Annotated in this window: 26 protein-coding genes and 1 tRNA gene; 16 read left to right on the top strand and 11 right to left on the bottom strand. The window is 65.3% G+C overall.

What is annotated here, in order from left to right:
- Positions 1–23 precede the first annotated feature (23 nt).
- Genes ispE through ACERLL_RS00865 form a run of 4 tightly spaced genes read right to left on the bottom strand, consistent with a single transcriptional unit; the run spans position 24 to position 3,512 of the window.
- Positions 24–908 carry a 4-(cytidine 5'-diphospho)-2-C-methyl-D-erythritol kinase gene (gene ispE, locus ACERLL_RS00880; protein WP_373654408.1) on the bottom strand — a complete coding sequence of 295 codons (885 nt, stop codon included), beginning with the start codon at positions 906–908 and terminating at the stop codon, positions 24–26.
- Between the two features lie 56 nt (positions 909–964).
- Positions 965–1,600: a lipoprotein insertase outer membrane protein LolB gene (gene lolB, locus ACERLL_RS00875; protein ID WP_373654167.1), complete on the bottom strand. Its 636-nt coding sequence runs from the start codon at positions 1,598–1,600 to the stop codon at positions 965–967.
- Positions 1,597–3,342: a tetratricopeptide repeat protein gene (locus tag ACERLL_RS00870; protein WP_373654166.1), complete on the bottom strand. Its 1,746-nt coding sequence runs from the start codon at positions 3,340–3,342 to the stop codon at positions 1,597–1,599. Before ACERLL_RS00870 ends, lolB begins: the two co-directional genes overlap by 4 nt.
- Positions 3,339–3,512, bottom strand: a complete 174-nt coding sequence (locus tag ACERLL_RS00865) for a hypothetical protein (protein WP_373654165.1) — start codon at positions 3,510–3,512, stop codon at positions 3,339–3,341. The genes ACERLL_RS00870 and ACERLL_RS00865 overlap by 4 nt, the downstream gene beginning before the upstream one ends.
- A gap of 163 nt (positions 3,513–3,675) precedes the next feature.
- On the opposite strand from ACERLL_RS00865, the gene hemA reads away from it, so the two are divergent.
- From hemA to ACERLL_RS00840, 5 genes are all read left to right on the top strand, one after another.
- On the top strand, positions 3,676–4,950 hold the full coding sequence (gene hemA, locus ACERLL_RS00860; protein WP_373654164.1) for a glutamyl-tRNA reductase: 1,275 nt from the start codon (positions 3,676–3,678) through the stop codon (positions 4,948–4,950).
- Entirely contained in the window at positions 4,947–6,020 is a 1,074-nt protein-coding gene (gene prfA / locus ACERLL_RS00855) for a peptide chain release factor 1 (RefSeq protein ID WP_373654163.1), read from the top strand. Before hemA ends, prfA begins: the two co-directional genes overlap by 4 nt.
- Complete coding sequence (gene prmC, locus ACERLL_RS00850; protein WP_373654407.1) at positions 6,017–6,889, top strand: peptide chain release factor N(5)-glutamine methyltransferase; 873 nt, start codon at positions 6,017–6,019, stop codon at positions 6,887–6,889. The genes prfA and prmC overlap by 4 nt, the downstream gene beginning before the upstream one ends.
- A gap of 152 nt (positions 6,890–7,041) precedes the next feature.
- Positions 7,042–7,818, top strand: a complete 777-nt coding sequence (locus ACERLL_RS00845; RefSeq protein ID WP_373654162.1) for a HesA/MoeB/ThiF family protein — start codon at positions 7,042–7,044, stop codon at positions 7,816–7,818.
- The gene (locus tag ACERLL_RS00840) at positions 7,782–8,189 is read left to right on the top strand and encodes a M67 family metallopeptidase (protein ID WP_373654161.1); all 408 of its coding nucleotides are present in this window, start codon (positions 7,782–7,784) and stop codon (positions 8,187–8,189) included. Before ACERLL_RS00845 ends, ACERLL_RS00840 begins: the two co-directional genes overlap by 37 nt.
- A 180-nt stretch (positions 8,190–8,369) precedes the next feature.
- On the opposite strand, the gene slmA is transcribed toward ACERLL_RS00840, so the two are convergent.
- From slmA to ACERLL_RS00810, 6 genes are all read right to left on the bottom strand, one after another.
- A complete protein-coding gene (gene slmA / locus ACERLL_RS00835) occupies positions 8,370–8,954 on the bottom strand; it encodes a nucleoid occlusion factor SlmA (protein WP_373654160.1) in 585 nt (194 codons plus the stop codon).
- Positions 8,955–8,968: 14 nt separating this feature from the next.
- On the bottom strand, positions 8,969–9,883 hold the full coding sequence (gene argB / locus ACERLL_RS00830) for an acetylglutamate kinase (protein ID WP_373654159.1): 915 nt from the start codon (positions 9,881–9,883) through the stop codon (positions 8,969–8,971).
- Positions 9,880–11,205, bottom strand: a complete 1,326-nt coding sequence (hslU, locus tag ACERLL_RS00825) for an ATP-dependent protease ATPase subunit HslU (protein WP_373654158.1) — start codon at positions 11,203–11,205, stop codon at positions 9,880–9,882. The genes argB and hslU overlap by 4 nt, the downstream gene beginning before the upstream one ends.
- Positions 11,198–11,743, bottom strand: coding sequence for an ATP-dependent protease subunit HslV (gene hslV / locus ACERLL_RS00820; protein ID WP_373654157.1), 546 nt, complete (start codon positions 11,741–11,743; stop codon positions 11,198–11,200). The genes hslU and hslV overlap by 8 nt, the downstream gene beginning before the upstream one ends.
- Positions 11,744–11,812: 69 nt before the next feature.
- The gene (locus ACERLL_RS00815) at positions 11,813–12,724 is read right to left on the bottom strand and encodes a tyrosine recombinase XerC (RefSeq protein ID WP_373654156.1); all 912 of its coding nucleotides are present in this window, start codon (positions 12,722–12,724) and stop codon (positions 11,813–11,815) included.
- A gap of 6 nt (positions 12,725–12,730) precedes the next feature.
- Entirely contained in the window at positions 12,731–13,402 is a 672-nt protein-coding gene (locus ACERLL_RS00810; protein ID WP_373654155.1) for a DUF484 family protein, read from the bottom strand.
- 192 nt (positions 13,403–13,594) lie between these two features.
- Between ACERLL_RS00810 and ACERLL_RS00805 the strand changes: the two genes are divergently transcribed.
- The 5 genes from ACERLL_RS00805 to ACERLL_RS00785 all read left to right on the top strand — a co-directional run bounded on the left by ACERLL_RS00805 (position 13,595) and on the right by ACERLL_RS00785 (position 15,781).
- Positions 13,595–14,515, top strand: coding sequence for a polyprenyl synthetase family protein (locus ACERLL_RS00805; RefSeq protein ID WP_373654154.1), 921 nt, complete (start codon positions 13,595–13,597; stop codon positions 14,513–14,515).
- An 89-nt stretch (positions 14,516–14,604) separates the two neighbouring features.
- Positions 14,605–14,681: transfer RNA gene (locus ACERLL_RS00800), tRNA-Pro, on the top strand.
- Between the two features lie 64 nt (positions 14,682–14,745).
- Complete coding sequence (locus ACERLL_RS00795) at positions 14,746–14,982, top strand: PP0621 family protein (RefSeq protein ID WP_373654153.1); 237 nt, start codon at positions 14,746–14,748, stop codon at positions 14,980–14,982.
- A 191-nt stretch (positions 14,983–15,173) separates the two neighbouring features.
- A complete protein-coding gene (locus ACERLL_RS00790; RefSeq protein ID WP_373654152.1) occupies positions 15,174–15,368 on the top strand; it encodes a prepilin-type N-terminal cleavage/methylation domain-containing protein in 195 nt (64 codons plus the stop codon).
- A gap of 44 nt (positions 15,369–15,412) precedes the next feature.
- Positions 15,413–15,781, top strand: a complete 369-nt coding sequence (locus ACERLL_RS00785; protein WP_373654151.1) for a hypothetical protein — start codon at positions 15,413–15,415, stop codon at positions 15,779–15,781.
- A gap of 49 nt (positions 15,782–15,830) precedes the next feature.
- Here the strand turns inward: ACERLL_RS00785 and ACERLL_RS00780 are convergent, their stop codons facing one another.
- On the bottom strand, positions 15,831–19,751 hold the full coding sequence (locus ACERLL_RS00780; RefSeq protein ID WP_373654150.1) for a sulfotransferase: 3,921 nt from the start codon (positions 19,749–19,751) through the stop codon (positions 15,831–15,833).
- A gap of 102 nt (positions 19,752–19,853) precedes the next feature.
- Between ACERLL_RS00780 and ACERLL_RS00775 the strand changes: the two genes are divergently transcribed.
- The 6 genes from ACERLL_RS00775 to ACERLL_RS00750 all read left to right on the top strand — a co-directional run bounded on the left by ACERLL_RS00775 (position 19,854) and on the right by ACERLL_RS00750 (position 26,126).
- Positions 19,854–20,657, top strand: coding sequence for an ABC transporter permease (locus ACERLL_RS00775; protein ID WP_373654149.1), 804 nt, complete (start codon positions 19,854–19,856; stop codon positions 20,655–20,657).
- Between the two features lie 125 nt (positions 20,658–20,782).
- A complete protein-coding gene (locus tag ACERLL_RS00770) occupies positions 20,783–21,514 on the top strand; it encodes a hypothetical protein (protein WP_373654148.1) in 732 nt (243 codons plus the stop codon).
- A gap of 8 nt (positions 21,515–21,522) precedes the next feature.
- A complete protein-coding gene (locus ACERLL_RS00765; protein WP_373654147.1) occupies positions 21,523–22,467 on the top strand; it encodes an ABC transporter ATP-binding protein in 945 nt (314 codons plus the stop codon).
- Positions 22,460–24,016: an O-antigen ligase family protein gene (locus ACERLL_RS00760; RefSeq protein WP_373654146.1), complete on the top strand. Its 1,557-nt coding sequence runs from the start codon at positions 22,460–22,462 to the stop codon at positions 24,014–24,016. The genes ACERLL_RS00765 and ACERLL_RS00760 overlap by 8 nt, the downstream gene beginning before the upstream one ends.
- Positions 24,013–24,864, top strand: coding sequence for a shikimate dehydrogenase (aroE, locus tag ACERLL_RS00755; protein ID WP_373654145.1), 852 nt, complete (start codon positions 24,013–24,015; stop codon positions 24,862–24,864). Before ACERLL_RS00760 ends, aroE begins: the two co-directional genes overlap by 4 nt.
- A gap of 26 nt (positions 24,865–24,890) precedes the next feature.
- Positions 24,891–26,126, top strand: a complete 1,236-nt coding sequence (locus ACERLL_RS00750; RefSeq protein ID WP_373654144.1) for a type II secretion system F family protein — start codon at positions 24,891–24,893, stop codon at positions 26,124–26,126.
- Positions 26,127–26,132: the final 6 nt, after the last annotated feature.

The following is a 26,132-nucleotide window of genomic DNA, read 5'->3' as shown; positions in this document are numbered from 1 at the left end:
TGAATCGGATCCGCCGACGCGGATCATTCCTTCCCGTCGGCGCCGAAGGCCCAATCGGCAAGCGGGTGCCGGTTGCGCCCCCGGGCAACTTCCGCCCCCCAGGAAGCTGGCACTCGGGCGCGCAGGTCCTCAGCCTGGGCCCGGTCCCCGCATTCCGCAAACAAACAGGCCCCAGACCCCGTGAGGCGTCCGGGCCCCGCAGCGTTTCGATCCAGCCAGTGTCGGATCCGGGCCACTTCCGGATGCAGCCTTTCCACCACAGGAGCGAAGTCGTTGCCGCACCGCCCCTGCGAAAAGTCCATTATTGTCACTGCCGGGTGATCCCGTGTCAAGGAGCGGTCCCCGAAGGCCTCTCGGGTGGAGACGCCCTCGCCGGAAGGCCAGACCAGCAGGTACCAGGGCTCGGGCAGATCGGCCACCGGGCTCAGCCGCTCGCCCACCCCCTCGGCCCATGCCGCGCTGCCGCCAATGAAAACCGGAACGTCGGCACCCAGGACCGCGCCCAGATCGGCCAGCTCGGGCCGCGAAAGCCCGCACCCCCAGAGGCGGTTCAAGGCGAGCAGCGTGGTCGCGGCGTCGCTGCTGCCGCCCCCGAGGCCGCCTCCCACCGGAAGGCGCTTCTCCACGGCGATGCGTACCCCGCCGGTGTGGCCGCAGTGGTGGGCAAGCAGGCGGGCCGCGCGCAGGGTCAGATCCGCCTCCGCGGGTATATCCGGAAGGGCGCCGTCCCGCTCGAACAGCGGCTCGGAAACGGGCAGGAAGCGCAGGGAGTCGCCCCAGTCCAGGAACTGGAACAGGGTCTGCAGGGTATGCATGCCGTCCGCGCGGCGGCCGGTAATGTGCAAGAACAGATTGAGCTTGGCGGGGGCCGGCAGGGTCAGCCCGCCCCCAGGATCGGGGCTTGGGATGGATGGAGCCGGTCGGGACGCCGGGGCACCGGGCGCTACCTCGGACCTCCGGGCGCTCACGCGCTCCGCCCCTTCGCCGGGTCGGCGTCCTGCTGCAGATGCCACTGATCCACGCGTAGATGCAGCTCCACATCCTCGCGCGTCACGCGGAGATCCACCGGCAGCCATACGCCGTCCACCTTCCGGTATTCACCGTAGGTAACCCGCCATGGACCGGATTTCAGCGTTAGGGGACGGCCCCGGTCATCGAGGGTCTCGGGAATGCGCTTGCCCCGGGCCAGGCCCAGGGCCCAGCGCGCCATGGGCCCGAAGGGGACCTGCCAGCCCAATTGCCGCCGCAGCACGGCCCGGGCCCTCCAGCCCCGGTACACCTCGCCCCGGGCGTTTCGGACCCGCAGGCCCTGCCCGCCGCGGCGCACCTCCATAACGGTCTGCCCGAAGGGGTTGCGCACCTGTATGTGACCACCCCGCGCATCGCCGGTCCAGCGGACCCGCACCTGGCCGCTCTCCTGGGGCCCCCGCACACTCACCCGGCCCATGAGCCGCCATTGCTCCAGTTTCGACAGGATGCCGGCCCGCTCGCGGTAGGCCGCCACAGCCGCTTCCCGGTCCTCGGCGGGCTGGGGGCCGAGTCCCGCACAACCGCTCAGGAGCAGAAGGACCAACAGAAAGCCCGGTAGTGTCTGCCTCACTGTCCTTCCTGATGCAGACGGCGTCGAAGCTCGCGGGCCAGGGCGGAGTCCTGCTCCGCCCGATTCAAGGCGCGGCGCCAGACCTCCCGGGCCTTTTCGGCCTGCCCCTGGGCCTCGAGCACTTCGCCAAGGTGGGAAAGGATCTCCGCGTCCTCGGCGCTCCGGGCCAGGGCGCGGCGGAGGTAGGATTCCGCCTTTTCCAGTCGCCCCAGCCGGAAATAAGCCCAGCCCAGGCTGTCGAGGATATAGGCCTGCTCCGGTTCCAGCTCGTTGGCCTTCCGGAGCAGCTCGAGGGATTCCCGCAGGCGCACCCCGCGGTCCGCCAGGCTGTAACCGAGGAAATTATAGGCCTGGGCCTCGTCGGGGTCCTGCTCGATTACCTGCCGAATATCCGCCTCCATACCGGCATAATCGCCGAGCTGCTCCCGAATCAGGGCCCGGGTGTACAGGAGGTCCGTATTGCCGGGATCCTGCTGCAGCCCCTGGGTGGCCACCTGCTCGGCGGCCTTGAACTGATCCATCTCGAACAGCACCCGGGCTTCCAGCCGGTAATACTCCGGCTCCTCGGGATGGAAGGAGCGCATCTGCCGGACCAGCTGCAGCGCCCGCTGCAGGTCGCCCAGCTTCACCGCCGCCACGGCCTCCTGCATCCGGGCCTGCTCCAGGTACTGGCCCCCGCTGACCCGGCTGAAATAATTGGCCGCCGTCTGGAAGTTCTCCAGCGCCCCGGCCACCCGGCCGAGGTAGAACAGCGCCTCGTTGTTGCCCGGATCCAGCTCGACAACCCGCCGCAGCGCGGAGTGCGCCTTTTGCCACTCCTCCTGCTGAAAGCGGGCGAGGCCGAGGCCCATTTGCACGGCGGGATCCTCGGGGCTTCCCGCAGCCAGCCCCTTGAATACCGCCTCCGCTTCCCCAGGACGACCTATGGCCAGCAGCCCCTGGCCGTAGCGGAGCCGGGCCTGTTCGGCCCCGGGGTGGTCGGCGATAAAACGTCGCAGCACCTCCACCCCCTTCTGGACCTCGTAGGTCCTGGCCAGCTCCACGGCCGCCGCCTCCCAGTCCGGCCGCATCTCCAGGGCCCGCTGCAGGAACGTGGCGGCCTCGCCGCGCTGCTCCAGACGGGCCAGGATGTGGCCGTAGGCCAGCTGGGCGGCCGCGTTGTCGGGGTTCTGCTTGGCGGTTTGCCGCAGCACCTGAACGGCGCTGCTGATACCACCCGACTGAGCAAGCCGCTCGCCCGCCTCCAGGTAAAGCCCGTCCGCCCGAGGGAAGGCATTCACCAGCGCATCCAGAGCGGCCACCGCCTTCTCCGGCTGGCCCGCGAGCAGCCGGGCCTGGGCGAGGGCGAACAGCGGCTCCGGCCGGTCCGGCGCCACCTGCCGCCACTCCGTGGCGTAGGTGACCGCCTTTTCCCCTACTCTGGCGTGCAGGGCGGCCTCCACGGATCGCCCGTATAGATCCGTCCTTCCGGTCACCTGCGCGGCCCGGGCGTACCAGTTAGAGGCGGTCCCCATGGCGCCTTCCCGGCGCGCCATTTCCGCGGTCAGATAGGCGTACAGCCCCCGTTGGAAACGGTCCCCCTCCGGCCCGTGCAACGGCGCCACCTCCCCGCCGCTGCCGGCGGATTCCGCACTGGGGGGAGAAGAGGGAGCGGTCTGGCAAGCGGCCAGGATTCCCGTCAACGCGCCGACGAGAAGAGGCCGCCCGAATGGGAAACGGGCAATCACGCGGGTATCGATCATTCCGGGATCCGGGAGAGGGACGCTGGCGGTTGCACCTGGAAGCGGAGCCGGGCCGCACCGCCGGCATCAGGGAGATCCGGCGCGGCCTCGTTTTTCCGGGCCAGAAGCGCCTTGCGGATCGTTTCTTCCCGTTGATTGTCCCATAGGCGTGACAGGGTGTCCAAAGCCACCGGCGGCCTCCTTCGCGCTACGGTTGAATTTAGGGCCACAATGGCGCAGTATCCTTCGGTTGCCATGCCCCGAATCCATCCGTGGAACACTACCCCCTGTTGCAGGCATGGTGCGGGGTAAGCGGTTCCTTCGAGCTGGTCGCCGCAGTAAACTGCGAATCCCATGCATCTCCTCGCCATCGGCGTAAACCACAAAACGGCCCCCGTGGCCATTCGTGAGCAGGTTTCCTTCGGGCCGGAAACCCTCCCGGACGCCCTGTTGGACCTCACCCAGCAACGGGGTGTGCGGGAGGGCGCGATCCTGTCCACCTGCAACCGCACCGAATGCTATTGCGCCGTCCCCGACCCCGTGGCGGGACGGGAGGCGATCGTTACCTGGCTGGCCAGCTTCCACGGCCTGACCCCGGAAGAGCTCGAGCCGCACCTCTACTCCTACCAGGACCGCGAGGCGGTAACCCATGTGTTCCGGGTCGCCGGAAGCCTCGACAGCCTGGTGGTTGGCGAGCCCCAGATCCTCGGGCAGCTCAAGGACGCCTATCGGCGCGCCTACAACGTGGGCAGCCTGGGCCCCCTGCTCAACCGGGTGTTCCACCACGCCTTCAAGGTGGGCAAGCGCATCCGCAGCGAGACGGATATCGGCGGCCAGGCCGTCTCCGTGAGCTACGCCGCCGTGGAGCTCGCGCGGCGCATCTTCGGGGATCTCTCCGATTCCCGGGTGCTGCTCATCGGAGCCGGGGAGACCATACAGCTCGCCGGCCGCCACCTGCACGAGGCGGGGGTATCGGGGCTGCTGGTGGCCAACCGCACGCTGGACCGGGCGGAGGAGCTGGCCCGGGAGCTGGACGGCCGGGCGCTTTCCCTGGAAGCCGTGCCCGACATGCTGGGGGAGGTGGACATGGTGATCTCCTCCACCGGTGCCCCCGCGCAAGTGCTGGAGCGGGCCTGGCTGGAGCAGGCGCAGAAGCGGCGCAAGCGCCAGATCATGTTCATGGTGGACCTGGCGGTACCCCGGGACATTCCGGAGGATGCCGAGCAGATCCCCGGCATCTATCTGTACACGGTGGACGACCTGCAGGCGGTGGTCGAGGAGAACCTCCAGGCCCGCCGCCAGGAGGCCGAGCATGCCGAGGTGATCGTCGAGGCCACCGTGGAGGAATTCCTGCAGTGGCTGCGCAACCAGGAGATCGTGCCCACCATCAAGGCCATGCGGGCCAAGGCGGAGGCCATCCGCGAGCAGGAGCTGGAGCGCACCCGCAAGCGCCTGGGCACCACCCTGCCCGAGGAAATGGAAACCGCCCTGGAAAAGCTCTCCGAGGCCCTGGTAAGCAAGCTGCTGCACGAGCCCACCATGCAACTGCGCCATTGCAGCGAGAACGGCAACGGCGAGGAGCTGATCGAGGCCACCCATCAGCTCTTCCGGCTGGATGAGGATTCATGAAACAGGCGATTCGCCACAAGCTGGAAAATGCCCGCAACCGCCTCGACGAGCTGGGCCACATGCTCTCCGACGCCGCACTCATGGAGAACATCGAGGAGTTCCAGGCCCGTTCCAAGGAATATGCGGAGCTGGAGCCCATCGTCAAGGCCTTCGGCGAGTATGAGCAATGGGAGGACGAGGCGGCCCAGAGCCGGGAGCTGGTCGAGGATCCGGAGCTGGGCGAGATGGCCCGGGCCGAGCTGGAGGAGGCCGAGGCCAAGCTGGAGGAGCTAGAGGACCGGCTGCAGCGCCTGCTGCTGCCCAGGGACCCCAACGACGAGAAGAACGTATTCCTCGAGGTCCGGGCGGGAGCCGGCGGCGAGGAGGCCGCCCTGTTCGCCGGCGACCTGCTCAAGATGTACACCCGCTACGCCGAATCCCAGGGCTGGAAAACGGAGATCATGTCCGCCAGCGAGAGTGAGCGGGGCGGCTTCAAGGAGGTGATCCTCCAGATCCGGGGCCAGGGCGCCTACAGCCGGCTCAAGTTCGAGTCCGGCGGCCACCGGGTGCAGCGCGTCCCCGAAACGGAGACCCAGGGCCGCATCCACACCTCCGCCTGCACCGTGGCGATCATGCCCGAGGCGGAGGAGGTGGAGGTGAACATCGACCCCAACGACCTGCGCATCGACATATTCCGCGCCTCCGGGCCCGGCGGCCAGAGCGTGAACACCACCGACTCGGCGGTGCGCATCACCCACCTGCCTACCGGGGTTGTGGTCTCGTGCCAGGACGAGAAGTCCCAGCACAAGAACAAGGACAAGGCCATGAAGGTGCTGCAGGCGCGCCTCTACGAGGCGGAGCGGCAGCGCGCCGACCAGGAGCGCGCCGATCAGCGCCGCTCGCTGGTGGGCAGCGGCGACCGGTCCGAGCGGATCCGCACCTACAACTTCCCGCAGGGCCGCGTCACCGACCACCGCATCAACCTGACCCTCTACCAGCTCGAGCAGGTGCTGGAAGGCAACCTGGACCTCCTCATCAACCCCCTGATCACCGAGGACCAGGCCGAGCAGCTGGCCCAGCTAGAGGCCTGACACCCATGGCCGGCGCCTGGACCGTGCGGGCCGTGCTGGAGTGGACCGCCGGCCACCTGGCCGAGACCGGCAGCGAGTCGGGGCGCCTGGATGCCGAGCTGCTCCTTTGCCACGCCCTCGGCGTGGAACGCCTCCAGCTCTACCTGGACCCCGACCGCCCCCTGGACGAGAGCGAGCGAGCCGCCTACCGGGAGCTGGTTCGGGCCCGCGCCCGCGGGGCCCCCGTGGCCCACTTGGTGGGCGAACGGGAATTCTGGTCCCTGCCGCTTCGGGTCACCGCTGACACCCTGATTCCCCGGCCCGATACAGAAGTGCTGGTGGAGCAGGCCCTGGGGCACCTGCCGGAAGGGCAGCCGGGGCGCGCCCTGGATCTGGGCACGGGTACCGGCTGCATTGCCGCCGCCCTGGCCCGGGAACGGCCGGAGCTGCAAGTGGACGCCGTGGAGGCCAGCCCGGAGGCGGCAGCCGTGGCCACCGACAACATGGCGCGGCTCGACCTCGAGGATCGCGTAGCCGTGCATACGGGGAGCTGGTTCGAGCCACTCGGGGATGCCGTTTACGACCTGATCGTCTCCAACCCGCCCTATATCCCCGAGGCGGATCCGCATCTGGAAGCGGGCGACGTTGCCGCCGAGCCCCGCGAGGCCTTGGCCGCCGGCCCGGAGGGCCTGAACGCCTACCGCACCCTGGTTCCCGCCGCCATCGAGCACTTAGGCCCCGGCGGCTGGCTGATGCTGGAAATCGGCTGGGACCAGGGGGATACGGTTTCCGCGCTTTTCGAGGAAAACGGCTTCACGGAAGTGGCCGTGCACCGCGATTATGGGGGGCGGGACCGGGTCGTGGTGGGCCGCCGGCCCGCGACTGGCTGACCGAAATGTCGAGAAAACGCCAAGAAGCGCCTATCCCGTTCAGGGACCGCTCCGGATGTCCTTCTTTTCGGATTCTTGCTTGGTGTCCTTGGCGGTTCGCAGTCCTGGCTTCTTGACGTTTTCTCGACGTTGGACCCCTGAAGGGAACCAACATGGACGACCTCACCGACGAACAGCTCGATCGCTACGGCCGGCAGATCCTGCTGCCCCGCATGGGCGTGGAGGGCCAGCAGCGGCTGCTGGAGGCGCGGCTCCTCCTGATCGGGGCCGGCGGGCTGGGCGCGCCCGCCGGCCTCTATCTAGCCGGCGCCGGGGTGGGGGAGCTGACAATCGCGGACGCCGACGAGGTGGCGGCCTCCAACCTGCACCGGCAGGTCCTGCACGCGGAAAGCCGCGTGGGCTGGAACAAGGCGGAGTCCGCGGCGGCGGCCCTGTACGAGCTGAATCCGGAGGTCCGCGTCCATCCCCGGCCCGAGCGCCTGCACGGCGCGGCGCTCGACGAGGCGGTGGCCGGGGCCGATCTGGTGGTGGACGCCAGCGATAACTTCGATACCCGCTACGCGGTCAACGCGGCCTGCCTGCGCCATCGCCGGACGCTGGTCTCCGGCGCGGTAATCCGCATGGAGGGGCAGGTCACGGTATTTCCCTTCGCCGACGAATTGACCCCCGCCTGCTACCGCTGCCTGTACCGGGAGGCCCCGGATGCTTCGGAGACGGAGCGCTGCGCCATCACCGGCGTCTTGGGCCCCGCCGCCGGCCTCATCGGCACCGTCATGGCCGCCGAGACCATCAAGCGGCTGGCCGGCATCCCGGAAGGCCTGGCCGGCCGCCTGCTGCTGATGGATGCCCTGACCATGGATTTCCGCACCATCAAGCTGGCCCGCGATCCGCAATGTCCGGCCTGCTCCGCCTTCCAGCCCGCCTCCTGAGGGCCATGGAGGCCGAGGCCGCCGCCCGGCCGGAGGAGGAGGTCTGCGGCCTCCTCTCCGGCCACGGAAACGTGGCCGATACCTTGCTTCCCGTTGAGAACGCCCTCCACAGCCCGCACGCCTTCGACATGGAGCCCGCCGGGCTGCTCGACGCCATGCGCAATATTCGGGAGTCCGGCGGAGAGCTGGTGGCCATCTACCACTCCCACCCCTTCGGCCCCGCCTACCCGAGCCGTACCGATGTGGCCTCCAACCAGTATCCGGAGGTGGCGCACGTGCTCATTGGCCGGGAGGGAGCGGAGTGGCGGGTGCGGGCGTTCCGTCTGGATGACGGGGTAGGGGAGCTGACGCTGAAGACCGTCGCGGGGTAGTGGGGGCCATGACAGCGCGGGGCCGCCATCACAAGCGACACCCCGCGCACGCATGCGGATAACGGGAGGGGACGGGCCGGTCAGCGTAGCTGACCGGGGCTGGCAACCCGGTTACCGGCGGCACCGGGGCTCGCCGAGCCCCCTGGTTCATCACGCCCGACTTGACGGCGGCTCCGGGGCTTACTGGAAAAGCCCGCCTTCCAGGATCGCCCACTGGGCGGACCACTGGTGGGTAGGGTCCACGCGGAAGTTTGAGCGGGAGTACTGGTTGATCCGTCCGTGCACCACGGCCACCAGAAGGTTGGCGGCGGCCAGGGCGTCCGTTTCCCCGGACAGCTGCGACGACAGTCGGGCCCGCTTCAGGACTTGCTTGAGCTGGGTCTCCAGACGCTCCAGGAGCTGGTTGACACGGCCCTTCAGACTGTCCGATTCCCCCTGGATGGACTCCCCCAGCATGAGGCGGGCGAGCCCGGGATTCTTGCCCGCGAAGCCCAGCCACAGGCGCAGGATGGACTCGCACTGCTCGCGCGGGTCCTCCTCCGCCTCCACGATCCGGTTCACGCGGGTGAACAGGCTCTCCTCGATGAACTCGATGAGCGCCTCGAACATCTGGCTCTTGCTGCCGAAGTGACGGTATAGCGCCGCCTCGGACACGCCCACTTCCTGCGCCAAGGCCGCCGTGGTTACCCGCCCATCCGTATTGTTCTCCAACATGCGCGCAAGAGCCTGGAGGATCTCCTCGCGCCGTTGCCCCTTTCTGGCCAAATCGGTTTCCCCTATTACTGCGCCCGTGCCGCCGTTCCCCGTATCAGGGTCCCCACTCCCGCGTCGGTGAAGACCTCCAGCAGCAAGGCATGGTCGACGCGCCCGTCGATGATGTGGGCACTTTGCACCCCGCCGGCGACAGCGTCCAGACAGCACTGGACCTTGGGAAGCATGCCGCCGGCGATTGTCCCGTCGGAAATGTAGCCGTTTACTTGCGCTTGGTCGAGCCCTGTCAGCAGGTTTCCGTCCGTGTCCAGGATACCAGGGACATCGGTGAGCAGGACCAGTTTCTCGGCGGCCAGCTCCTGGGCCAGGCGCCCGGCTACCAGATCGGCGTTGATGTTGAAGGTCTCCCCGTCGGGCCCCACCCCGATGGGCGCGATGATGGGGATGAAATCCCCCGTGTCCAGTGTCTGGACCACCTCGGGGTGGATGGACTCCACCTCGCCGACCAGGCCCACGTCGATGATCTCCGGGGCGTCGGCCTCGGGGCTTTCCCGGGTAACCTGGAGCTTGCGGGCCCGGATGAGGCCGCCGTCCTTGCCGGACAGCCCCACCGCATTGCCGCCGTGCCGGTTGATGAGGTGGACGATCTCCTTGTTGACATGGCCGCCCAGCACCATCTCCACCACTTCCATGGTGTCGGCGTCGGTGACCCGCATGCCGGCGATGAACTCGGTCTTGCGGCCCATCTCCTCCAGCGTCTTGCCGATCTGGGGGCCGCCGCCGTGGACGATCACCGGGTTCATACCCACCAGCTTCATGAGCACCACGTCGCGCGCGAAGCTCTCCTTGAGCTGGTCGTCCACCATGGCGTTGCCGCCGTACTTCACGACTATGGTGGAGCCGTGGAAGCGGCGGATGTAGGGCAGGGCCTCGTTGAGGATGTGGGCCGTATCGGCCGGTGTATAGCCGTTTTGCACACTCATAGGATATAGCGGGACAGGTCTTCGTCGGTGGCAAGATCGCCAAGGTGCTCGTCCACGTAGGCGGCGTCCACGGTGAGGGTTTCGCCGCTGCGCTCGGCGGCTTCGAAGGAAACCTCCTCCAGAAGGCGCTCCATGACCGTGTGCAGGCGGCGGGCGCCGATGTTCTCCGTGCGCTCGTTCACCTCGAAGGCCACCTCGGCGATGCGCTGCAGGCCGTCCTCGGTGAAGGACAGCGCCACCCCTTCCGTTTCCAGAAGCGCCCGGTGCTGGTGGGTGAGCGCGGCCTGCGGCTCGGTGAGGATGCGTACGAACTCCGCGGTGCCCAGGGCATCCAGCTCCACCCGGATGGGCAGGCGCCCCTGCAGCTCCGGGATCAGGTCCGAGGGCTTGGTGAGATGGAACGCCCCGGAGCCGATGAACAGGATGTGATCCGTATTCACCATGCCGTGCTTGGTGGACACGGTGGAGCCCTCCACCAGCGGAAGCAGGTCGCGCTGGACACCCTCCCGGGACACGTCCGGGCTGCCGCTCCCGGAACCCTGCCCGGAGCCGGCCACTTTGTCCAGCTCATCGATGAAGAGAATGCCGTGGTTCTCCACCCGCCGGACGGCGCGATCGCGGATGTCCTCCTCGTCCACCAGCTTGGCCGCCTCCTGGTCGGTGAGGATCTGGAAGGCCTCCTTCACCGTCACTTTGCGCGTCTTGGTCTTGCCCTGGCCCAGACCCTGGAGCATCTCCTGGAGCTGGCTGCCCATCTCCTCCATGCCCTGGGGGACCATCATCTGCATGCGCGAGCCGGACTCCTGGACCTCGATCTCCACCTCACGCTCGTCGAGGCGCCCCTCGCGCAGCATCTTGCGGAATTTCTGCCGGGTCTCGGAGTCCTCGTCGCCCTTGCCGTCCCGCGCGGGCGGCAGCAGGAGGTCGAGCAGCTCTTCTTCGGCGGCGTCCTCGGCGCGGCGCCGGACGCCCTCCTTGGCCTCCTCCCGGACCATCTTGATGGCCTGCTCCACCAGGTCGCGGACCATGGACTCCACATCCCGGCCCATATAGCCCACCTCGGTGAACTTGGTGGCTTCCACCTTGAGGAACGGGGCGTTGGCCAGGGTTGCCAGCCGGCGGGCGATCTCGGTCTTGCCTACGCCGGTGGGCCCGATCATCAGGATGTTCTTGGGGGTGATCTCCTGGGCCAGCTCGCCGCCCACACGGTTGCGCCGCCAGCGGTTGCGCAGGGCCACCGCGACGGCACGCTTGGCCTCCTGCTGGCCGATAATGTATTTGTCCAGCTCCCGGACGATCTCCGGCGGGGTCAGCTCACTCATTGCTGTCCAGGACCTCCACCGTGCGGTTGGCGTTGGTGTAGATGCAGATCTCGGCGGCGATGTTCAGGCCGTGGTGTACGGTATCCACGGGATCCATTTCGGTGTGCTCGGTGAGGGCCCGGGCCGCGGCCTGGGCGTAGGGACCGCCACTGCCGATGGCGATGAGCCCGCCTTCCGGCTCGATGACGTCACCGTTTCCGGAAAGGATCAGTGAGGACTCGGCATCCGCCACCGCGAGCAGGGCCTCCAGGCGGCGCAGGGCGCGGTCGGTGCGCCAGTCCTTGGCCAGCTCCACCGCCGCCCGCTTGAGGTTGCCGCGGTGCGCGTCGAGCTTGCCCTCGAAGCGCTCGAACAGGGTGAAAGCGTCCGCCGTGGAGCCGGCGAAGCCCGCCAGGACCTGCTCGTGGAACATGCGCCGTACCTTGACGGCGTTGGCCTTCATGACGGTGCTGCCCAGGGTTACCTGGCCGTCGCCGCCCATGGCGACGCGGTGCCCCCGGCGCACGGAGAGGATGGTTGTGCCTTCGAAGTCGGCCATGGATGCGCCTTCCGTGGTTAAGTGGCACGCGGAAGTCCGGTGAAGCGGAACATTATAGCTTCTAGAGGGTTAGTCCTCACTCTCAGCGTCGGAGGTTCCGCGGCGGGCCCGGGGATGGGCACGGTCATAGGCCTTGGAGAGCTGCTGGATGTCCAGGTGGGTATAGATCTGGGTGGTGGAGAGGTTGGCGTGGCCAAGGAGCTCCTGCACGGCGCGGAGATCCCCGGAGCTCTCCAGCATGTGGCTGGCGCAGCTGTGGCGCAGGGTGTGCGGAGACGCGGCCCCGCCGGAGAGACGGCGCACGCGGTCCTGCATGGTGCGCACGGACATGCGCCGGCCGCGCTTGGTGATGAACAGGGCAGCTTCCCCCTCGGCGGCCCGTTCCGCCCGGGCGGGAAGGTAGGCCTCCAATGCCTCCAGGGCCTTGCGGCCCACGGGCACCAGGCGGGTCTTCCGCCCCTTGCCCACCACCCGCGCCTCGCCGGCGCCGCGATCGATGCCGGAAACGTCCAGGGCGGCGGCCTCTGCGACGCGCAGGCCGCTGGAGTACAGCAGCTCGAGCAGCGCCTTGTCGCGTAATCCCTCGAACCCCGGGTTGGAGCGATCGAGGAGGGCGGAGGCCTGGTCGGGCGCCAGGACGCGGGGCAGGGATTGCTGCATGCGCGGTGCCCCCACCTGCTCCGCGGGGTTGGTGGCAACCAGCCGCTCGCGGATCAGGTAGCGATAGAAGCTGCGCAAGGCCGACAGGGAACGGTGGATGGAGCGGGCCGATTGGCCCCGCCGGTGGAGATGGGCAACGAAACCGCGCACCTGCTGGGGGCTCACCGCGTCCCATACCGGGCTGTCCGCCTCCAGGTAGGCGCGAAAGGCCTCCACGTCGCGCCGGTACCCGGCTACGGTACGGGGAGACAGGCCCCGTTCCTCGGCCAAATGGCCCAGGAAGCGCACCAGGGGACTGCCGTCCGCTTCCGGTTCGGACATGCGGCCCTACTCGCCGCCCGCCAGGAGGACCCCGGCAAGCTCGGCCAGCCGCTCCAGATAGGTAGTGCCCATTCCCGGCTCGAACCGCGACGCCTCCCGGCTGGCCAGCCCCAGCAGCCCGAACAGCCGGGTCCCCTCCCGCAGCGGCACCAGGGCGTGGGACTGGAAGGTCAGCTCGTCACCGTACAGGGCGCGGGCAACGGCGGGATCCTGCACCGGCCCCAGGCTGACGCGATCCTCCGTCACGAAGCGGTTGCGTATCCAGCTGAGCGGGGCCAGGAAGCGGTCATCCAGCTGGCCGGCGAGCTCGTCCTGATCCACGCGCAGGCCCACGGCATCCACCCGGAAGTTCTCACGCACCCCTTCGAGCAGGGTATGCACCAGCTCTTCCTGGTCCTGGCTGCCCAGGAGGTCGATGGTCAGGCGATGGAGGTGGGTCGCCACCCGGTCGTTGTCCCGGGCGGTCCCGACCAGCCGCTCGAGATCTTCCTCCAAGTGGGCGATCCTGCGCTGCAGCTGCAGAGCGCGCGCGTGCTCCAGGGAAACCACGGTGGCCTCCGCGCCGGGCCCCAGATCGAGCTCTTCCAGCAGCTCGGGGTGGTCCCGGAAGAGGCGGGGATTCTCCCGGAGGATGGTACGGAGATGTTGTACGGGGTCTTGTTGATTGGTCTGCGCCATAATCCCTGCTTGGTGCCCGGAACACTGATTATTGTCAAGAAAAAAGTCTGATTTGCTTCCCGAAACCGGGCTTGCAAGAATTATCGCCTTGACAAGGCCATCCCGCCACCCTAGGTTTGCCCCGGCCCGCGACAACCAGTGCCCATGGCGATAGAACAGCTAAAAGCCCTTCTTTCCGATGACCTTGCAGCCGTGGACCAAGCGATCCACGAGCTCCTGGACTCGGACATCCCGCTTATCCCGCTGCTCGGCAATTATGTCATCGACAGCGGGGGCAAGCGGCTTCGCCCCATGGTCCTGCTGGCCGGAACCCGGATGTTCGGCTACGAGGGCGATCGCCATACGGTACTCGCGGCGGTCATCGAATTCATCCATACCGCCACCCTCATGCACGACGACGTGGTGGACGCCGCCGAGCAGCGGCGCACCCGACCCACCGCCAACGCCCTGTGGGGCGCCCAGGCCCCGGTGCTGGTGGGCGACTTCCTGTTCGCCCGCTCCTTCCAGGCCATGGTCGCCGACGGCGATATACGGGTGCTCGATATCCTCGCCACCGCCACCCGCGAGCTGGCCGAGGGCGAGGTCCTGCAGCTTCAGAACACCCACGACCCCGAGGTGGACGAGGCCAACTACCTGCGGGTGGTGACGGCCAAGACCGCCACCCTGTTCGAGGCGGCGGCGCGCTTGGCGGCGGTGATCAACAGTCGGTCCGGTGAGGAAGAGGAGGCCATGGCCGCCTACGGCCTCAACCTGGGCGTGGCCTTCCAGCTCATCGACGACGCCCTCGACTACAGCGCCACCGCGGAGGCCTGGGGCAAGCAGCTGGGCAACGACCTGGAAGAGGGCAAGCCCACCCTGCCCACCATCCACGCCCTGGCGCACGCCGACCACCAGGGACGGGACGCTATCCGGCGCGCCCTGGAAGAGGAAGGCGTAGCCCTGCTCGACCCGGTACGGACGGCAATTGAAAGCACTGGGGCCATTGAATACACTGTGCAGGCGGCCCGTGAGCGGGTGAAAGCCGCCAAGGACGCCTTGGCCGGTCTTCCGGAGACCGAAGAGCGCAGAGCCCTGGAATCCCTGGCGGACTTCGTCGTAACCCGGGATTTCTAGCCTTATACGGAACGCTTCCGGTGCCCGGCTGTCCGACCATTCGGAACCGCGCGGGACCCTGCCACCAACGGCCGGTTCCGGTTCGAGATCGGGGTGTAGCTCAGCCTGGCAGAGCACCGCCTTCGGGAGGCGGGGGCCGGAGGTTCGAATCCTCTCACCCCGACCATGTTTCCAGCCTGAACCATCCGGGGAGGCGCTTCAGGGCACACGCCCCTAGCGCGGCCTGTTCAATGATTCTTCGCCTGATCGCCCTCGCCATCCTGCTCTTCTTCGCCTACCGGGCCATCCGCCGCGTCCTGTCCAAGCTCCAGCCACCCCAGGCGGACAGCCGTATTCCCGACTCCCAGCCCGTGGTCCCCTGCAAGAGCTGCGGCACCTTTGTGCCCAAAAAACAGGCCCTGGAGGACGGGCAAGGCCATTTCTACTGCTCCGACAAATGCCGCGAGGCCTTCCGGCAAGAAAACTGAATCCGCTCCACCTCCCGTTTGCGCGTACGGACTTTGTCGCACGCGGCGACCATTTTTGTCAGGACACCCCCTCATCCTCCCGCGGGACAGCCTGTATTCGGCAAGTTTACTCTTGGCACATCAATTGCTTATTCCAGCCTCGCGGGCCACGGCCCACCGGATACCGGACAAACCCCACAGGAGGAGCACCAATGCTCAAAAAGCTCACCGCCAAGAAGGGCGAAAAGGGCTTCACCCTCATCGAGCTGATGATCGTGGTGGCCATCATCGGCATCCTCGCCGCCATCGCCATCCCGCAGTTCGCGCAGTATCGCGAGAGCGCGAACAACTCCGCGGCGCAGAGCGATGCGCGTAACGCCATCACCTCGCTTGTGACGGCCATGTAAGGCTTTCCCTACGCCGCCACTGATCGATCACTAGGAGAACAAAGATGAATAAGAAACTAGCCTTCGCTCTTCCTCTGGCCCTGGGTTCGCCCCTCGTGGCAAACGCCGCTACTACCATCGATGGCACGAGCGGGAGCACTTCCAAAACTGGAATCACCACCTCGACCCTTAGCAACCTGCGTAGCGGGGCGAGCGTGGATATTCAGGTATCCTCAGGGGTAATCCTGAAAGTCGAGGACGGCACCGCTTCTAATGTCGGTGCCAGCGATATCGCCGTGACCTCCTGCCATGAGGGTGGGAGCGCTGCATACTTCGGGGATACCGGTGGTGGCAGCATTCAAAAGGATGCCGATTTCGGCACCGGAAAGTGCACCTCCAGCAACCTGGGCTACGATACGGTTTCCAGCGGCTGAAGAATCAGCCTGCAGGTTTTAAAGGGGAGACCTTTGGGTCTCCCCTTTTTTAGTTTTCGGAGTAACCAGCCGCTCGAATGAAGGGCAACAACTCCTCCCAAGCCTCCCCGAAATACTCCCTGTAGCGCCGCCAGCGGTAGCGGGCATGCTGGTAAAGGGGCTGGGTTACCTGAGTTCGGCTCGGAGTGGCTACCCGCCCCCGGCCGCGGGCAGTGTCCCGGTAGGCCCGAACTCCTTCTTCCCAGGGCAGCCCAAGGAAGTCCAGAAGCGCCCCCACGACACCGTCAAAGTCCTCCACCAGCTCCTCGTATCGGACTTCGTGGACCTGCATACCGGGGAAAAGCCATCGGATCTGACCCCAGAGCTCCATCACTGCCCGATAGTAATTTGAGCCTGCTGCCAAGGAATGAAAATTCGCCATTTCCGTGTTAGGCACAAATAACTGCATGAAGGCACTAAGAACACAATCTGCAGGGTGCCGACGAGCAAAGATAAACCTAGCATCCGGGAATAAACGGTAAACCATCCCCGCATCGACCGTGCGGAGGGGCATCTTGTCCACCAACATTGGGTTTTCAGGATTCTCACTGTTCTCGGCAAGAGTCCGCCGATAGAATTCTTGCAGTTCCGCTATATCCCGGTCAGTTAGCTCCACCAGCCCTTTGAGGTCCCCACCAAACTGTCGCCTAAGCTCCCCCAACACCGCTTCGAAAGCCGGCTTCTCCTCAATTACCGCCATTTGGCTATGACTGGAAAGAACCTGATCCAGCAAAGTGGTTCCCGACCGAGGAAACCCAAGCAGAAATACCGGCGGATTTTCCCAGCCCGTGGGCCGGGAGGAAACCCGCCAGTGGCGGACCCAATTCTCGTTCATAGAGGATTTCAAACGAGCAATCCGGGACTGCGAAACCTCCTTGGGGAATCGGCGCGCCGCCGAGCGGGCCGCGAAACGGTCATTGGCCTCCTGAAAATGGCCCATGGCCCGATCAACCTCTCCCCTTCTGTCATACAAAAAGCCGAGCTCTGAATGGTAGCGAGGAAGTTTTTCGAAGGACTCTGGCAAACTCAACAAGCCTTCCAAGGCCTCCGCGGTGGCGCCTTCCTGACGAAGGAGTTGGAGTTCGAGGAAGCGAAGGTCTTCGTCTTCCGGAAACCGTTCCCGAGCCGTCTGTAAAAGTTCCATTGCCTCGGCCCGACGGTTCAGCTCCTCCAGCGCTCCAGCCTCCTGGAACCAGAAACTAGGTTCCCTTGAATACCCTCTCCGAGCTTTCCGAATTTCTGCTAGGCCAGCCTCCCCCGACCCCATCAATATAAGGGTTCTGCCCCATAAGGTCCTGGCTTCATAATTATCTCGGACCCCTAGGGCCTCACGGGCACTTGCATGGGCAAGGCGGAATTGGCCCTGGGCCAAATGGATCCGGGCGGCTATAAGGTGGGCGGGAAGATGGTCCGGACAGAAGGACAAGGCGTGGTTCACGGAGTGTTCCGCCGCATCCAGGCGATCGCGGTTGTAATGGAATGCGGCGGCAATCATGTGGGATTTGTGGCAGTGTGGTGCCAATTCCAGAGCACGGGCCACCCATGGTTCCGCCTGTTCAAATTTTTCCTGCTGAAGCAATAGATCCGCAAACAGTCGGATGGGGAGGGCACTCTCCGGCCTCTCGGCCATCGAGGAGGCCAGCATTTCCTGTGCTTCTTCTGTCCTGCCCAACTGCTCGGTCACTTGGAGCCATCCCTGCCAGGCCTCCTCGTCTTGCCGTTCTTCCAAGACCTCCTCGAACTGAGACTGGGCCCCCTGCAGTTCCCCCGACCACAAGGCCAGCCATGCTCGTTCCAGTTTTTCCGGGATTTGTTGGCAAACCGGTCTAGCTTCTAGGAGTTCTGCCGCTTTCTGCATTCCTTCCATCTTGCGCAGGCACCTTACTCGCGCAAGTTCTAAGTCCCCTTCGAGACCTAAGGGCTCAGGATCTATTCCGGCTTCTCCCGCGGCACGAAAACAGGCCTCCGCCTCTTGAAAGCGCTCAGCCCTTTCCAATGCCTGACCCAACAGAACATTGATGCGGCCACGCCGGGATGGCTCCCACATCATGGCCCGCCGGAAAGAATGGATTGCATCCTGCATTTGCCCACGTGCCAATTGGCGCTCACCCAGCCGGGAAAAGCTTCTAAATTCCTCTCTAGCCTCCGTGGGTAATCGCTCTTCCAGGCCCGCGGCCCGCGCCAGGGGCCGGATATGGATTGCATATCGGGGCCACCGCTTCACCGAGCTTTTATATATGGGCTGGCGAACCTGGGACATGCTGGCGGTTCGGACTGTACGCTTTGTTTCAAAGAAACGGAGGCATTCTTCCTCCCACTCCAACCCGCAATGGGCAAGCATCTCCCGAACCCATCGCCCAGGATCAGTCACCAGGTCCTCATACTCCACCTTGAGAAGGAAACTCGAGGGCAGCACCTTCTGCCAATGACCCATTTGTTCCTGGAATCCGTGCAGGTAACGCCCCAAGGTTTCCAGATCAAAAGAAAAATCAACGGATTGGGAAAAGCGAAGGGAGAACATGGAAATACCGGAATCCAAGGGATCCCGGCTTGCAAAGATCACCCGAGCATTCGGGAAAAGAGCCCGGATCAAACCAAGATTATGGGCATTGCCCGGGGTCTTCTCGACGATTCGGTCTGCACCAGGGGCAAGCTCCCGGAGCTTATGCATGTATGCCGCACCTAGCTCTGAACACCGCTCGGGGGAAAGGGAAGAGGCACTTCCTCCGCCCTCCGCGTTTCCGTTGATCCCCAGGTAATCCCGTAACACACCTTCCACCAGGCCACTTTCCCCAACACCGGTCACCCGGGAGTGGCTCGCGAGAATCTGTTCGATCAGGGTGGTGCCGGAACGCGGGGTGCCGACCACGAATATTGGCTCTGACTCCTGGTCCCCCCACGTGGCCAGCTGATCTATCACCTCCTTCGAATATACTTTCCGTAATTCCCTCCAATGGGAAAGAAGCTGTTCGGTCTTCCGGGCGTCCGCTTGTTCCTCCTCAGCCTGGTTCGCCTCCAGCCAATAGAGGAAAGCCGCATCATGCTCTTTCCGGGAATCGGAATAGGCGCCCAAAGAAAAGCCCAATAGGCTCCGCCCATCCCGGTCCAGATGCGGGTCGTGAAATAGGGACTCTGCCTCCCGCTGAGGGAATGAAACATCCAGACGACCAGCGAGCGGGGCCAACGTATAAAGGGCTTCAAAATTGCGGGGATCGTCCTGGAGCACGGCTTCAAGGCGGGCGGCAGCCTTTCCCTGGGACCCCACCTCTTTCTCGGCTTCGGCCTGCTTGACTTCCAAAAGGGGGTGGCTCAGCCCTATTTGCCGGGCCTTTTCCGCGGCCTCAACGGCATGTTCAGCCCGCCCCATTTGCAGTAATAGGGCCACCAAATGAATGTGCGGGAGGAGTTGCTCTGGGTCTTTCGCACACGCTTGGGTTAATTGGTCTAAAGCACCGGGGAGATCCCCTTGCGACCAAAGGGCCACACCAAGATTGGTATGCGCTGCGGCCATGTCGGGTTCGATTTCCAGGACCTGCCTATAGGCCGCCTCGGCCTCCACCCCCCGGTCAACCTGCTGCAGGATCCGGCCACGTTCGTTCAGGGCGGCGGCCATGGTGGGGTCGAGGGTAAAGGCGTACTCGTAGGCCCAAAGGGCCTCGTCCAGGCGGTTCTGGTTTTCCAGGAACTGGCCGAAGTTGTAGCGAAATAGGGGGGAATCCGGCCGCAAATCGATGGACTGGCGGATAAGCTCCTCCGCCGCCTCCGGTTCACCCTGCTGGAATTTAGCCATGCCGAAGAAGTGCAGGGCATTGAAAGAAGCGGGATCAGCTTCGAGGGCCCTCTGATAACAAGCCTCGGCCGAGGCCAAATCCCCTTGCTGGTGAAAACCCAGGCCGTGCTGGACCCATTCGGCGGCGGTTTGCTGCGTCACTGGAGAAGACTCCCGGTTCAAGCACGAATTTGACGAATAGGGCATTCCCGGATGGTACCATTCGCTCATTCGTTTTCTTCCCAGCAATGGAAGGGAGGGGGCATGGGCTGGCACGCCTGGACCGCCATTCGGCTCGGACTCCGCCGACGGAGCCTGTTTTTCCTGCTGGTCTTAGGGTTGTTGGTGATTATCGGCGGGGCATTGTTCTCCAGCTTTTCCGGGCGGCAGCCCACAACAGTCGCCATGAACCTCAGCTTGTCGACCTTTCGAATCATCGGGGTCCTGCTGGCTCTCTTCTGGATCCAGGAGCTCTTTGTCAAAGAGCTGGAGCAAGGCAGGCTGCACACGCTCCTAAGCCTTCCTCGGCCCAGGGAGCAGTACCTGCTGGGACGTTTCTTAGGCATCGGTGCCTTATTGGCCGGAACCCTCTTGCTTTTCGGGGTCCTTTTATGGTGGCTGGGGTTCTGGGTCTCCAACGGATACAGCCAGGGCACTCCTGTCCATAATGGCTGGCCTCTCATCCCCGTGATGGCCTACCTCTGGCTCGATCTGCTCACCATCACCGCCTTTGCCCTGCTCATGGGGACCCTTTCTACAACCCCCCTGCTCCCGTTCGGCCTGGGCCTGGCTTTCGCATGGGCCGCACGTACCCTTGGACCGGTGCTCGGTTACCTCTATGGGAGCCAGCAGACCACACCGGGTCTGCGACAAACCTTCGGCGACGGGCTTCAGGCCCTGCAATGGGCCCTGCCCGACCTGAGCCGCCTGGACCTCCGCGCCGGAGTGCTGTACGGCCAGTGGCCCCCCGGAGAGACTATGGCCGCAGGGGCAGGGATGGCCCTGGGCTATACCATCCTCCTGTTGGGGCTGGCGGTCTGGCGTTTTAATATCCGGGAATTCTCATGAGCCGGCTCCGGCCTCCCGGGATTGCGGTCTTTCTGATTTGCGCCGGTTTGGCAGCCTTTGCCGGAAGCACCAAGCACTGGGCGAAAGAGGGGCCAGAAGGGCGACTCCTTGATGTCCGCCTCCAGGTGGTCCCCCCAGCCCCGGTTGCCCTGGCTCTGGCCTTTGGCGACCGCTACCTGGCCAGCGACCTCGCCGCCCTGCGCGCCCTGGTGGCCGCCTCCAACATGGAGGGGGATGCGGAAGAGGCCCTCTTCGCCTCCATGCTGGAATTGGCGCTGACCCTCAATCCCGCCCAGGAGGATTCCTATTACCTGACGGAGGCCTACCTCCCCTGGCAGGGCCGCGTTTCTCAGGCTCAAGAACTGTTGGTAAGCGCATCCCGGGCCCGTCCCTGGGACTGGCTCCCCCCCTTTTTCCAGGCCTTCAACCTCTATTACTTCCGCAACCAGCCCATAGCGGGGGCCCAGATCCTGCAGGAAGCCGCTGACCGCTCTCCGCCCAAGAAGGCAATCGGGCTCCGTGCCATAGCCGGGCGCTGGTCGGCCCTCGGAAAGGATCCCGAAGAGGCCCTGAGGCTAGTGGAATCCATGGCGCAAGGGTCCTCTTCCGGCCCGTTGCGCCGCAATCTGGGTATTCGAGCCAAACAACTGCGGGGTCTCATCCAATTACGGAAAGCCGCTGACGCCTTTCGAAAGGAAGTCGGCCATCCTCCGCCCGATCTGGAGGCCCTGGTCGGATATGCCAACTTGACGGAAGTCCCCGAGGACCCCATGGGGGAGGGCTTTATCATCGATAAGTCGGGCCGGGTTCGTGTCCAGCCACCCAATCTGGACAGGGTCCGCACCCCAGAGGAGTAGGCAACGCCATGGCCGCTGACGAAGCATCCCATCCCTTGGAGGCCCGCCATCTGGGCAAGACATACCGGAACCGCAACTGGACGGGCCGGCGCCTGGAAACGGAGGCGCTGCGGGACCTGGCCCTTACCGTTCGCCGGGGGGAGGTCTATGGACTGGTCGGGCATAACGGCTCGGGGAAGAGCACGACCCTCAAACTGGCCCTCGGTCTGATCTTTCCCTCCCGTGGCCGCATTCGGGTAAACGGCTACCCCTCGGGGGATGCCCGAGGGCGGGAAGATCTCGGCTTCCTGCCCGAGAATCCCTCATTGATGCCCCATATTCCCGCCCGGCAATTGCTCTCGGGCGCCGGACGGGTCCGGGGGCTGCACCGGCAGCCGGCCCGCGCCCATGCAGACCAACTGCTGGAACGGCTCGGCCTGACCGAAGTGGCCGGTAAGCCCATTCAGCAGTATTCGAAGGGCATGGCGCAAAGGGCCGCTATTGGGTTCGCCCTGGCGGGCCGGCCGCGCTTTCTGATCCTCGATGAGCCCATGACGGGGTTGGATCCCTTATGGCGGCACCATGTCACGGAGCTTCTCCGGGACTTCTGTCAGGAGGGCGGGACCATCCTGTTCAGCTCTCATATCCTTTCGGACGTCGAGCGGATTGCCGATCGGGTCGGGATCTTCAACCAGGGGCGGCTGATCCGGGAGGCCCGCCCCACCGATTTGCTTGGGGAGCAGCTGACCGGCTACACGGTCAGGTTTCGAGGGGCCCGGGCTCCGGACGGCTGGGAAGCAATCGAGGAGGGGGCTGGCCTGTGGCGGACGGCGCTCCCAGCCGCTGACCTGTGGGCGGCCTTGAACACCCTGCAGCAGGATGGGCTGGAGCTCTTGGAGATTCAGCCCAAGGGCACCGGGCTGGAAGGCACCTTCATCGCGGCCACCGGCGAGGCCCCCGCACCGAATGCCTAACCAAGGTGCTGGCGGCACCCCAAACCCATGGGTCCCCTGGCTGGCCCGCCTGACGATGGCCACGGCCGCGCTGCCCGTCGTTGCAGGCCCCAATGGCCTGTTGATGCCATCGCTCGTTCCCGGCCATTACGACCATCAGCGGCTCTTGGTGGTGGCCTCGCTGGTCACCCTGGCCCTTCTCCCTCTGCTATCCCGATCGATGCGCTCGGTTAACGGGACCTTCTGGACCGGGCTCCCGGTCTGGGCCCGGGCCGCCATCGGGCTGTTTTTTGCCCTGGGCCTTGTTTCTGCTGCCCGTAGCCCTTCTCCCATGCCCGCCTTCCTCGAGTGGGGGACCCTAACGCTGGCTGTGGGGGCGGTCGTTGCGGTGGCTGGGGCCAGGTGGCAATCGGCCAAGGAAGGGGACGCGTGGTTTCTGGCGCTAACCCTGGGCGGGGTGGCGCTGTACACCGGGAAGTTTTTGGCGATGTATCTCCCAACCGTTCGAGTGCCCGAAGTAACTATCTTCTGGGGAAGCCCCTTTTTCCATTTCGCCAACGTCCGCTTCCTGAATCAGTTCCAGAGCTGGTCCCTGCCGCTGGTTGCCGCAGCCACCCTGCTGGCTGGGCAATGGAGCCGAACCCTCCGGGCCCTGTTAGCGCTCCTGGGGGGATTCTGGTGGGCGCTCCTGTTCGCCACAGGCGGCCGGGGAGCCCTTATCGCGGCCCTTTTGAGCACCCTGTTCGTTGTCCTGTTCTTCCGGGGGAAGGCCCTCCAATGGCTTGGCACAACCCTTCTCCTCGTCGGGCTAGGTGGAGCCCTCTACTTTCTTTTGTTCTATTTGCCCGGTGGAACGCCCGGTTTTGAGCGGGCCATCGACAAAAGCGGTTCGGCGGATTCCCAGCGCCTTATTTTATGGTCGGCGGCCCTTAAGGCCGGCCTCGCCCACCCTTTTCTGGGTGTAGGCCCCATGCAGCTAGCCCTAGATCCCGAAATCGCCACCCATCCACACAATGCCCTCCTGCAGCTATTCGCCGAGTGGGGCCTGCCGGCCACCCTGGCAGGGGTGGTACTCGTGCTGGGCGGGGTGCTGTCCTGGGCCCACCAATGGAGCGGAACGGAATGGCATGTGCCGACTCAGCTGCCGGCATGGGAAGGAGCATTGCCACCGGCCCTCACCGCCGCCTTGTTCGCGGGCCTGGGCCACGGCATGGTCAGTGGCACCATGGTCATGCCCATGAGCCAAATTATGGCCGTACTAGTAGTCGGGTGGCTTCTGGGTGTTCATTTCGCTCGGCGGAAGGCATCCCCGCAACCCGAAGTTCCTCGTCGTAGAGATGCCCATGGTGCCTTCCTGGCAGCCTTCGGTCTGCTGGGAATCACAGCCCTCGTTCCCGGATTCAGCTTTTCCTTGACCGGTTTGCCCGAAGCCCATGAGACCTATAGCAAGCAGGAAATGCGCTTCCACCCCAGGTTCTGGCTGCAAGGTGATCTCTGCCGGCCTCCCTGGCCCTCGCCCGTAAGCAAAGAGAACTGCGCCGCACCACAACAAGAAGGGACCTTACGATGAGTATCCGGGGTTCAACCCGTGTCCTGGGAGTTTTCGGAGATCCCGTGGCCCATAGCCTGTCCCCGGCCATGCACACCCGCTTCGCCGAAGAAAGCGGAGAAGATTCGGTTTACGTCCCCTTCCATGTACTTCCGGAAAACCTGGAAACCGCCCTCCACGCCCTGCCGAGCCTGGGCATCAGGGGCGTGAACATCACGGTTCCGCACAAGGAATCCACTTTTCGCCTGGTTTCCGAGCACACCGATGCCGCCAGGGCCATGGGGGCGGTGAACACCGTGATCGTCGACGGCGAGCGCTTGATCGGGGATAACACCGACGGGGCGGGCTTCGCAGCCGACCTGGAGGCGCACTTCGACCACACCGGCTGGGGAAAAGGGCCAGTGGTGGTCCTCGGTGCCGGCGGCGCGGCCCGGGCCGTAGTGCACGCCCTCACCGTGGCCGGCGTCCCCGAAGTGGTGGTGGCCAATCGGACCCTCGAAACGGGGCAGGCCCTGATCGGCCAATTGGCCCCGGAGACGGGGAGGGCGGTCGCACTTCCCTCGGAGGAGTTGCAGAACGCGCTCCCCCGGGCTCGGCTCCTGGTGAACACCACCAGCGTGGGCCTGAAAGGGGAGACCTTTCCCGGGCTCTCGCTTGACGCGCTTCCCCGGGAGGCCGGAGTCTACGACCTGATCTACAACCCGGCGCGCACGCCCCTGCTCCAGGAAGCGGAGCAGCAAGGCCTTGCCGTGGCCAACGGCCTCGGCATGCTGGTCCGCCAGGGGGCCATCAGCTATGCTCGCTGGACCGGGAAGGAGCCCCGCGTCGAGCCGGTCATCGAGTGGCTGGAGGGGCAGCTGGGGAATTGACCCGTCCATAAGGGGGAACGGGGTTTATGGCCGAAAAGAAGTCGGACGAAAAGCCCAAGCAGATCGAATTCCAATGGAAGGGGAGGGACCGCCAGGGGACGGCGCAGAAGGGGGAGATCGAGGCGGTCTCCGCAGAGGCGGCCACTGCGGCCCTTCGGCAGCGGGGCATCATCCCCGCCAAGGTCAAGAAGAAGCCTCAGCCGCTCTTTCAGAAGAAAGAGAAGATCAAGATCCACGACATCGTGGTGATGACGCGCCAGCTCTCCACCATGATCGACGCGGGATTGCCCCTGGTGGAGGCCTTCAAGCTCATCGCCCGGGGCAGCGAGAACGGGGCCATGCGCAAGGTCATCGAGCAGGTGGCCGCGGACATCGAGAGCGGCCAGCCCCTGCAAGATGCCCTGGCGGCCCACCCCGACGTCTTCGACGAGCTGTACGTGAACATGATCCGCGCCGGCGAAAAGGGCGGCATCCTGGATACCGTCCTGGACCGCATGGCCACCTACCTGGAGAAGACCGAGGCCCTGCGGGCCAAGGTAAAATCCGCGATGTTCTATCCCATCGCGGTGATCGTGGTGGCGGCGCTGGTGACCGCGGTGCTCATGGTCTTCGTGATCCCCAAGTTCGAGGAAATCTTCGCCGGCTTCGGCACCTCCCTTCCGGCGCCCACGCAGTTCGTCATCGACCTGTCCCGCAGCTTCCGTTCCAACTGGTACTGGATCTTCGGCGGCATCATCGCCGCTTTCTTCGCCTTTCGGGAGGCCTATAGGCGCTCACCGAAGTTCCACTATCAGGTGGACAAGTACATTCTCAAGCTCCCGGTGTTCGGTAACATCGCCCTGAAGGCTTCCGTGGCCCGCATGACGCGGACCTTCGCCACCCTGAGCGCGGCGGGCGTGCCCATGCTGGAGATCCTGGATACCGTCAGCCGGACGGCGGGCAACAAGGTCATCCAGGAAGCCGTGGAGAACACCCAGGAGGCGGTCAGCCAGGGGCAGCGCCTTTCGGACCCCCTGGAGGAGTCCGGGGTCTTTCCGCCCATGGTCACCCAGATGATTGCCATCGGCGAGGAATCCGGGAGTCTTGAGACCATGCTCGCCAAGATCGCCGATTTCTACGAATCGGAGGTGGATGCCGCGGTGGACGGCCTTACCGATCTATTGGAGCCCATCATCATGGTGGTTCTGGGCGTGGTGCTGGGCGGCCTGGTGATCTCCATGTACCTGCCGATCTTCAAGATGGGCCAGGCCATCGGCGGATAACACCAC

Source organism: Thiohalorhabdus sp. Cl-TMA (genome assembly GCF_041821045.1).
Classification (GTDB): Bacteria; Pseudomonadota; Gammaproteobacteria; order Thiohalorhabdales; family Thiohalorhabdaceae; genus Thiohalorhabdus; species Thiohalorhabdus methylotropha.
This window is presented reverse-complemented; position numbering and strand designations above follow the sequence as displayed.

Coding starts and splice junctions, on each gene's coding strand:
- ACERLL_RS00760 (WP_373654146.1), top strand. CDS start 22,460: ATGCCTAACCAAGGTGCTGGCGGCACCCCAAACCCATGGGTCCCCTGG.
- ACERLL_RS00795 (WP_373654153.1), top strand. CDS start 14,746: ATGATTCTTCGCCTGATCGCCCTCGCCATCCTGCTCTTCTTCGCCTAC.
- ACERLL_RS00870 (WP_373654166.1), bottom strand. CDS start 3,342: ATGATCGATACCCGCGTGATTGCCCGTTTCCCATTCGGGCGGCCTCTT.
- ACERLL_RS00840 (WP_373654161.1), top strand. CDS start 7,782: ATGTCCGGCCTGCTCCGCCTTCCAGCCCGCCTCCTGAGGGCCATGGAG.
- ACERLL_RS00810 (WP_373654155.1), bottom strand. CDS start 13,402: ATGGCGCAGACCAATCAACAAGACCCCGTACAACATCTCCGTACCATC.
- ACERLL_RS00790 (WP_373654152.1), top strand. CDS start 15,174: ATGCTCAAAAAGCTCACCGCCAAGAAGGGCGAAAAGGGCTTCACCCTC.
- ACERLL_RS00775 (WP_373654149.1), top strand. CDS start 19,854: ATGGGCTGGCACGCCTGGACCGCCATTCGGCTCGGACTCCGCCGACGG.
- ACERLL_RS00815 (WP_373654156.1), bottom strand. CDS start 12,724: ATGTCCGAACCGGAAGCGGACGGCAGTCCCCTGGTGCGCTTCCTGGGC.
- hslU (WP_373654158.1), bottom strand. CDS start 11,205: ATGAGTGAGCTGACCCCGCCGGAGATCGTCCGGGAGCTGGACAAATAC.
- aroE (WP_373654145.1), top strand. CDS start 24,013: ATGAGTATCCGGGGTTCAACCCGTGTCCTGGGAGTTTTCGGAGATCCC.
- ACERLL_RS00765 (WP_373654147.1), top strand. CDS start 21,523: ATGGCCGCTGACGAAGCATCCCATCCCTTGGAGGCCCGCCATCTGGGC.
- ACERLL_RS00750 (WP_373654144.1), top strand. CDS start 24,891: ATGGCCGAAAAGAAGTCGGACGAAAAGCCCAAGCAGATCGAATTCCAA.
- prfA (WP_373654163.1), top strand. CDS start 4,947: ATGAAACAGGCGATTCGCCACAAGCTGGAAAATGCCCGCAACCGCCTC.
- ACERLL_RS00785 (WP_373654151.1), top strand. CDS start 15,413: ATGAATAAGAAACTAGCCTTCGCTCTTCCTCTGGCCCTGGGTTCGCCC.
- hslV (WP_373654157.1), bottom strand. CDS start 11,743: ATGGCCGACTTCGAAGGCACAACCATCCTCTCCGTGCGCCGGGGGCAC.
- hemA (WP_373654164.1), top strand. CDS start 3,676: ATGCATCTCCTCGCCATCGGCGTAAACCACAAAACGGCCCCCGTGGCC.
- argB (WP_373654159.1), bottom strand. CDS start 9,883: ATGAGTGTGCAAAACGGCTATACACCGGCCGATACGGCCCACATCCTC.
- ACERLL_RS00845 (WP_373654162.1), top strand. CDS start 7,042: ATGGACGACCTCACCGACGAACAGCTCGATCGCTACGGCCGGCAGATC.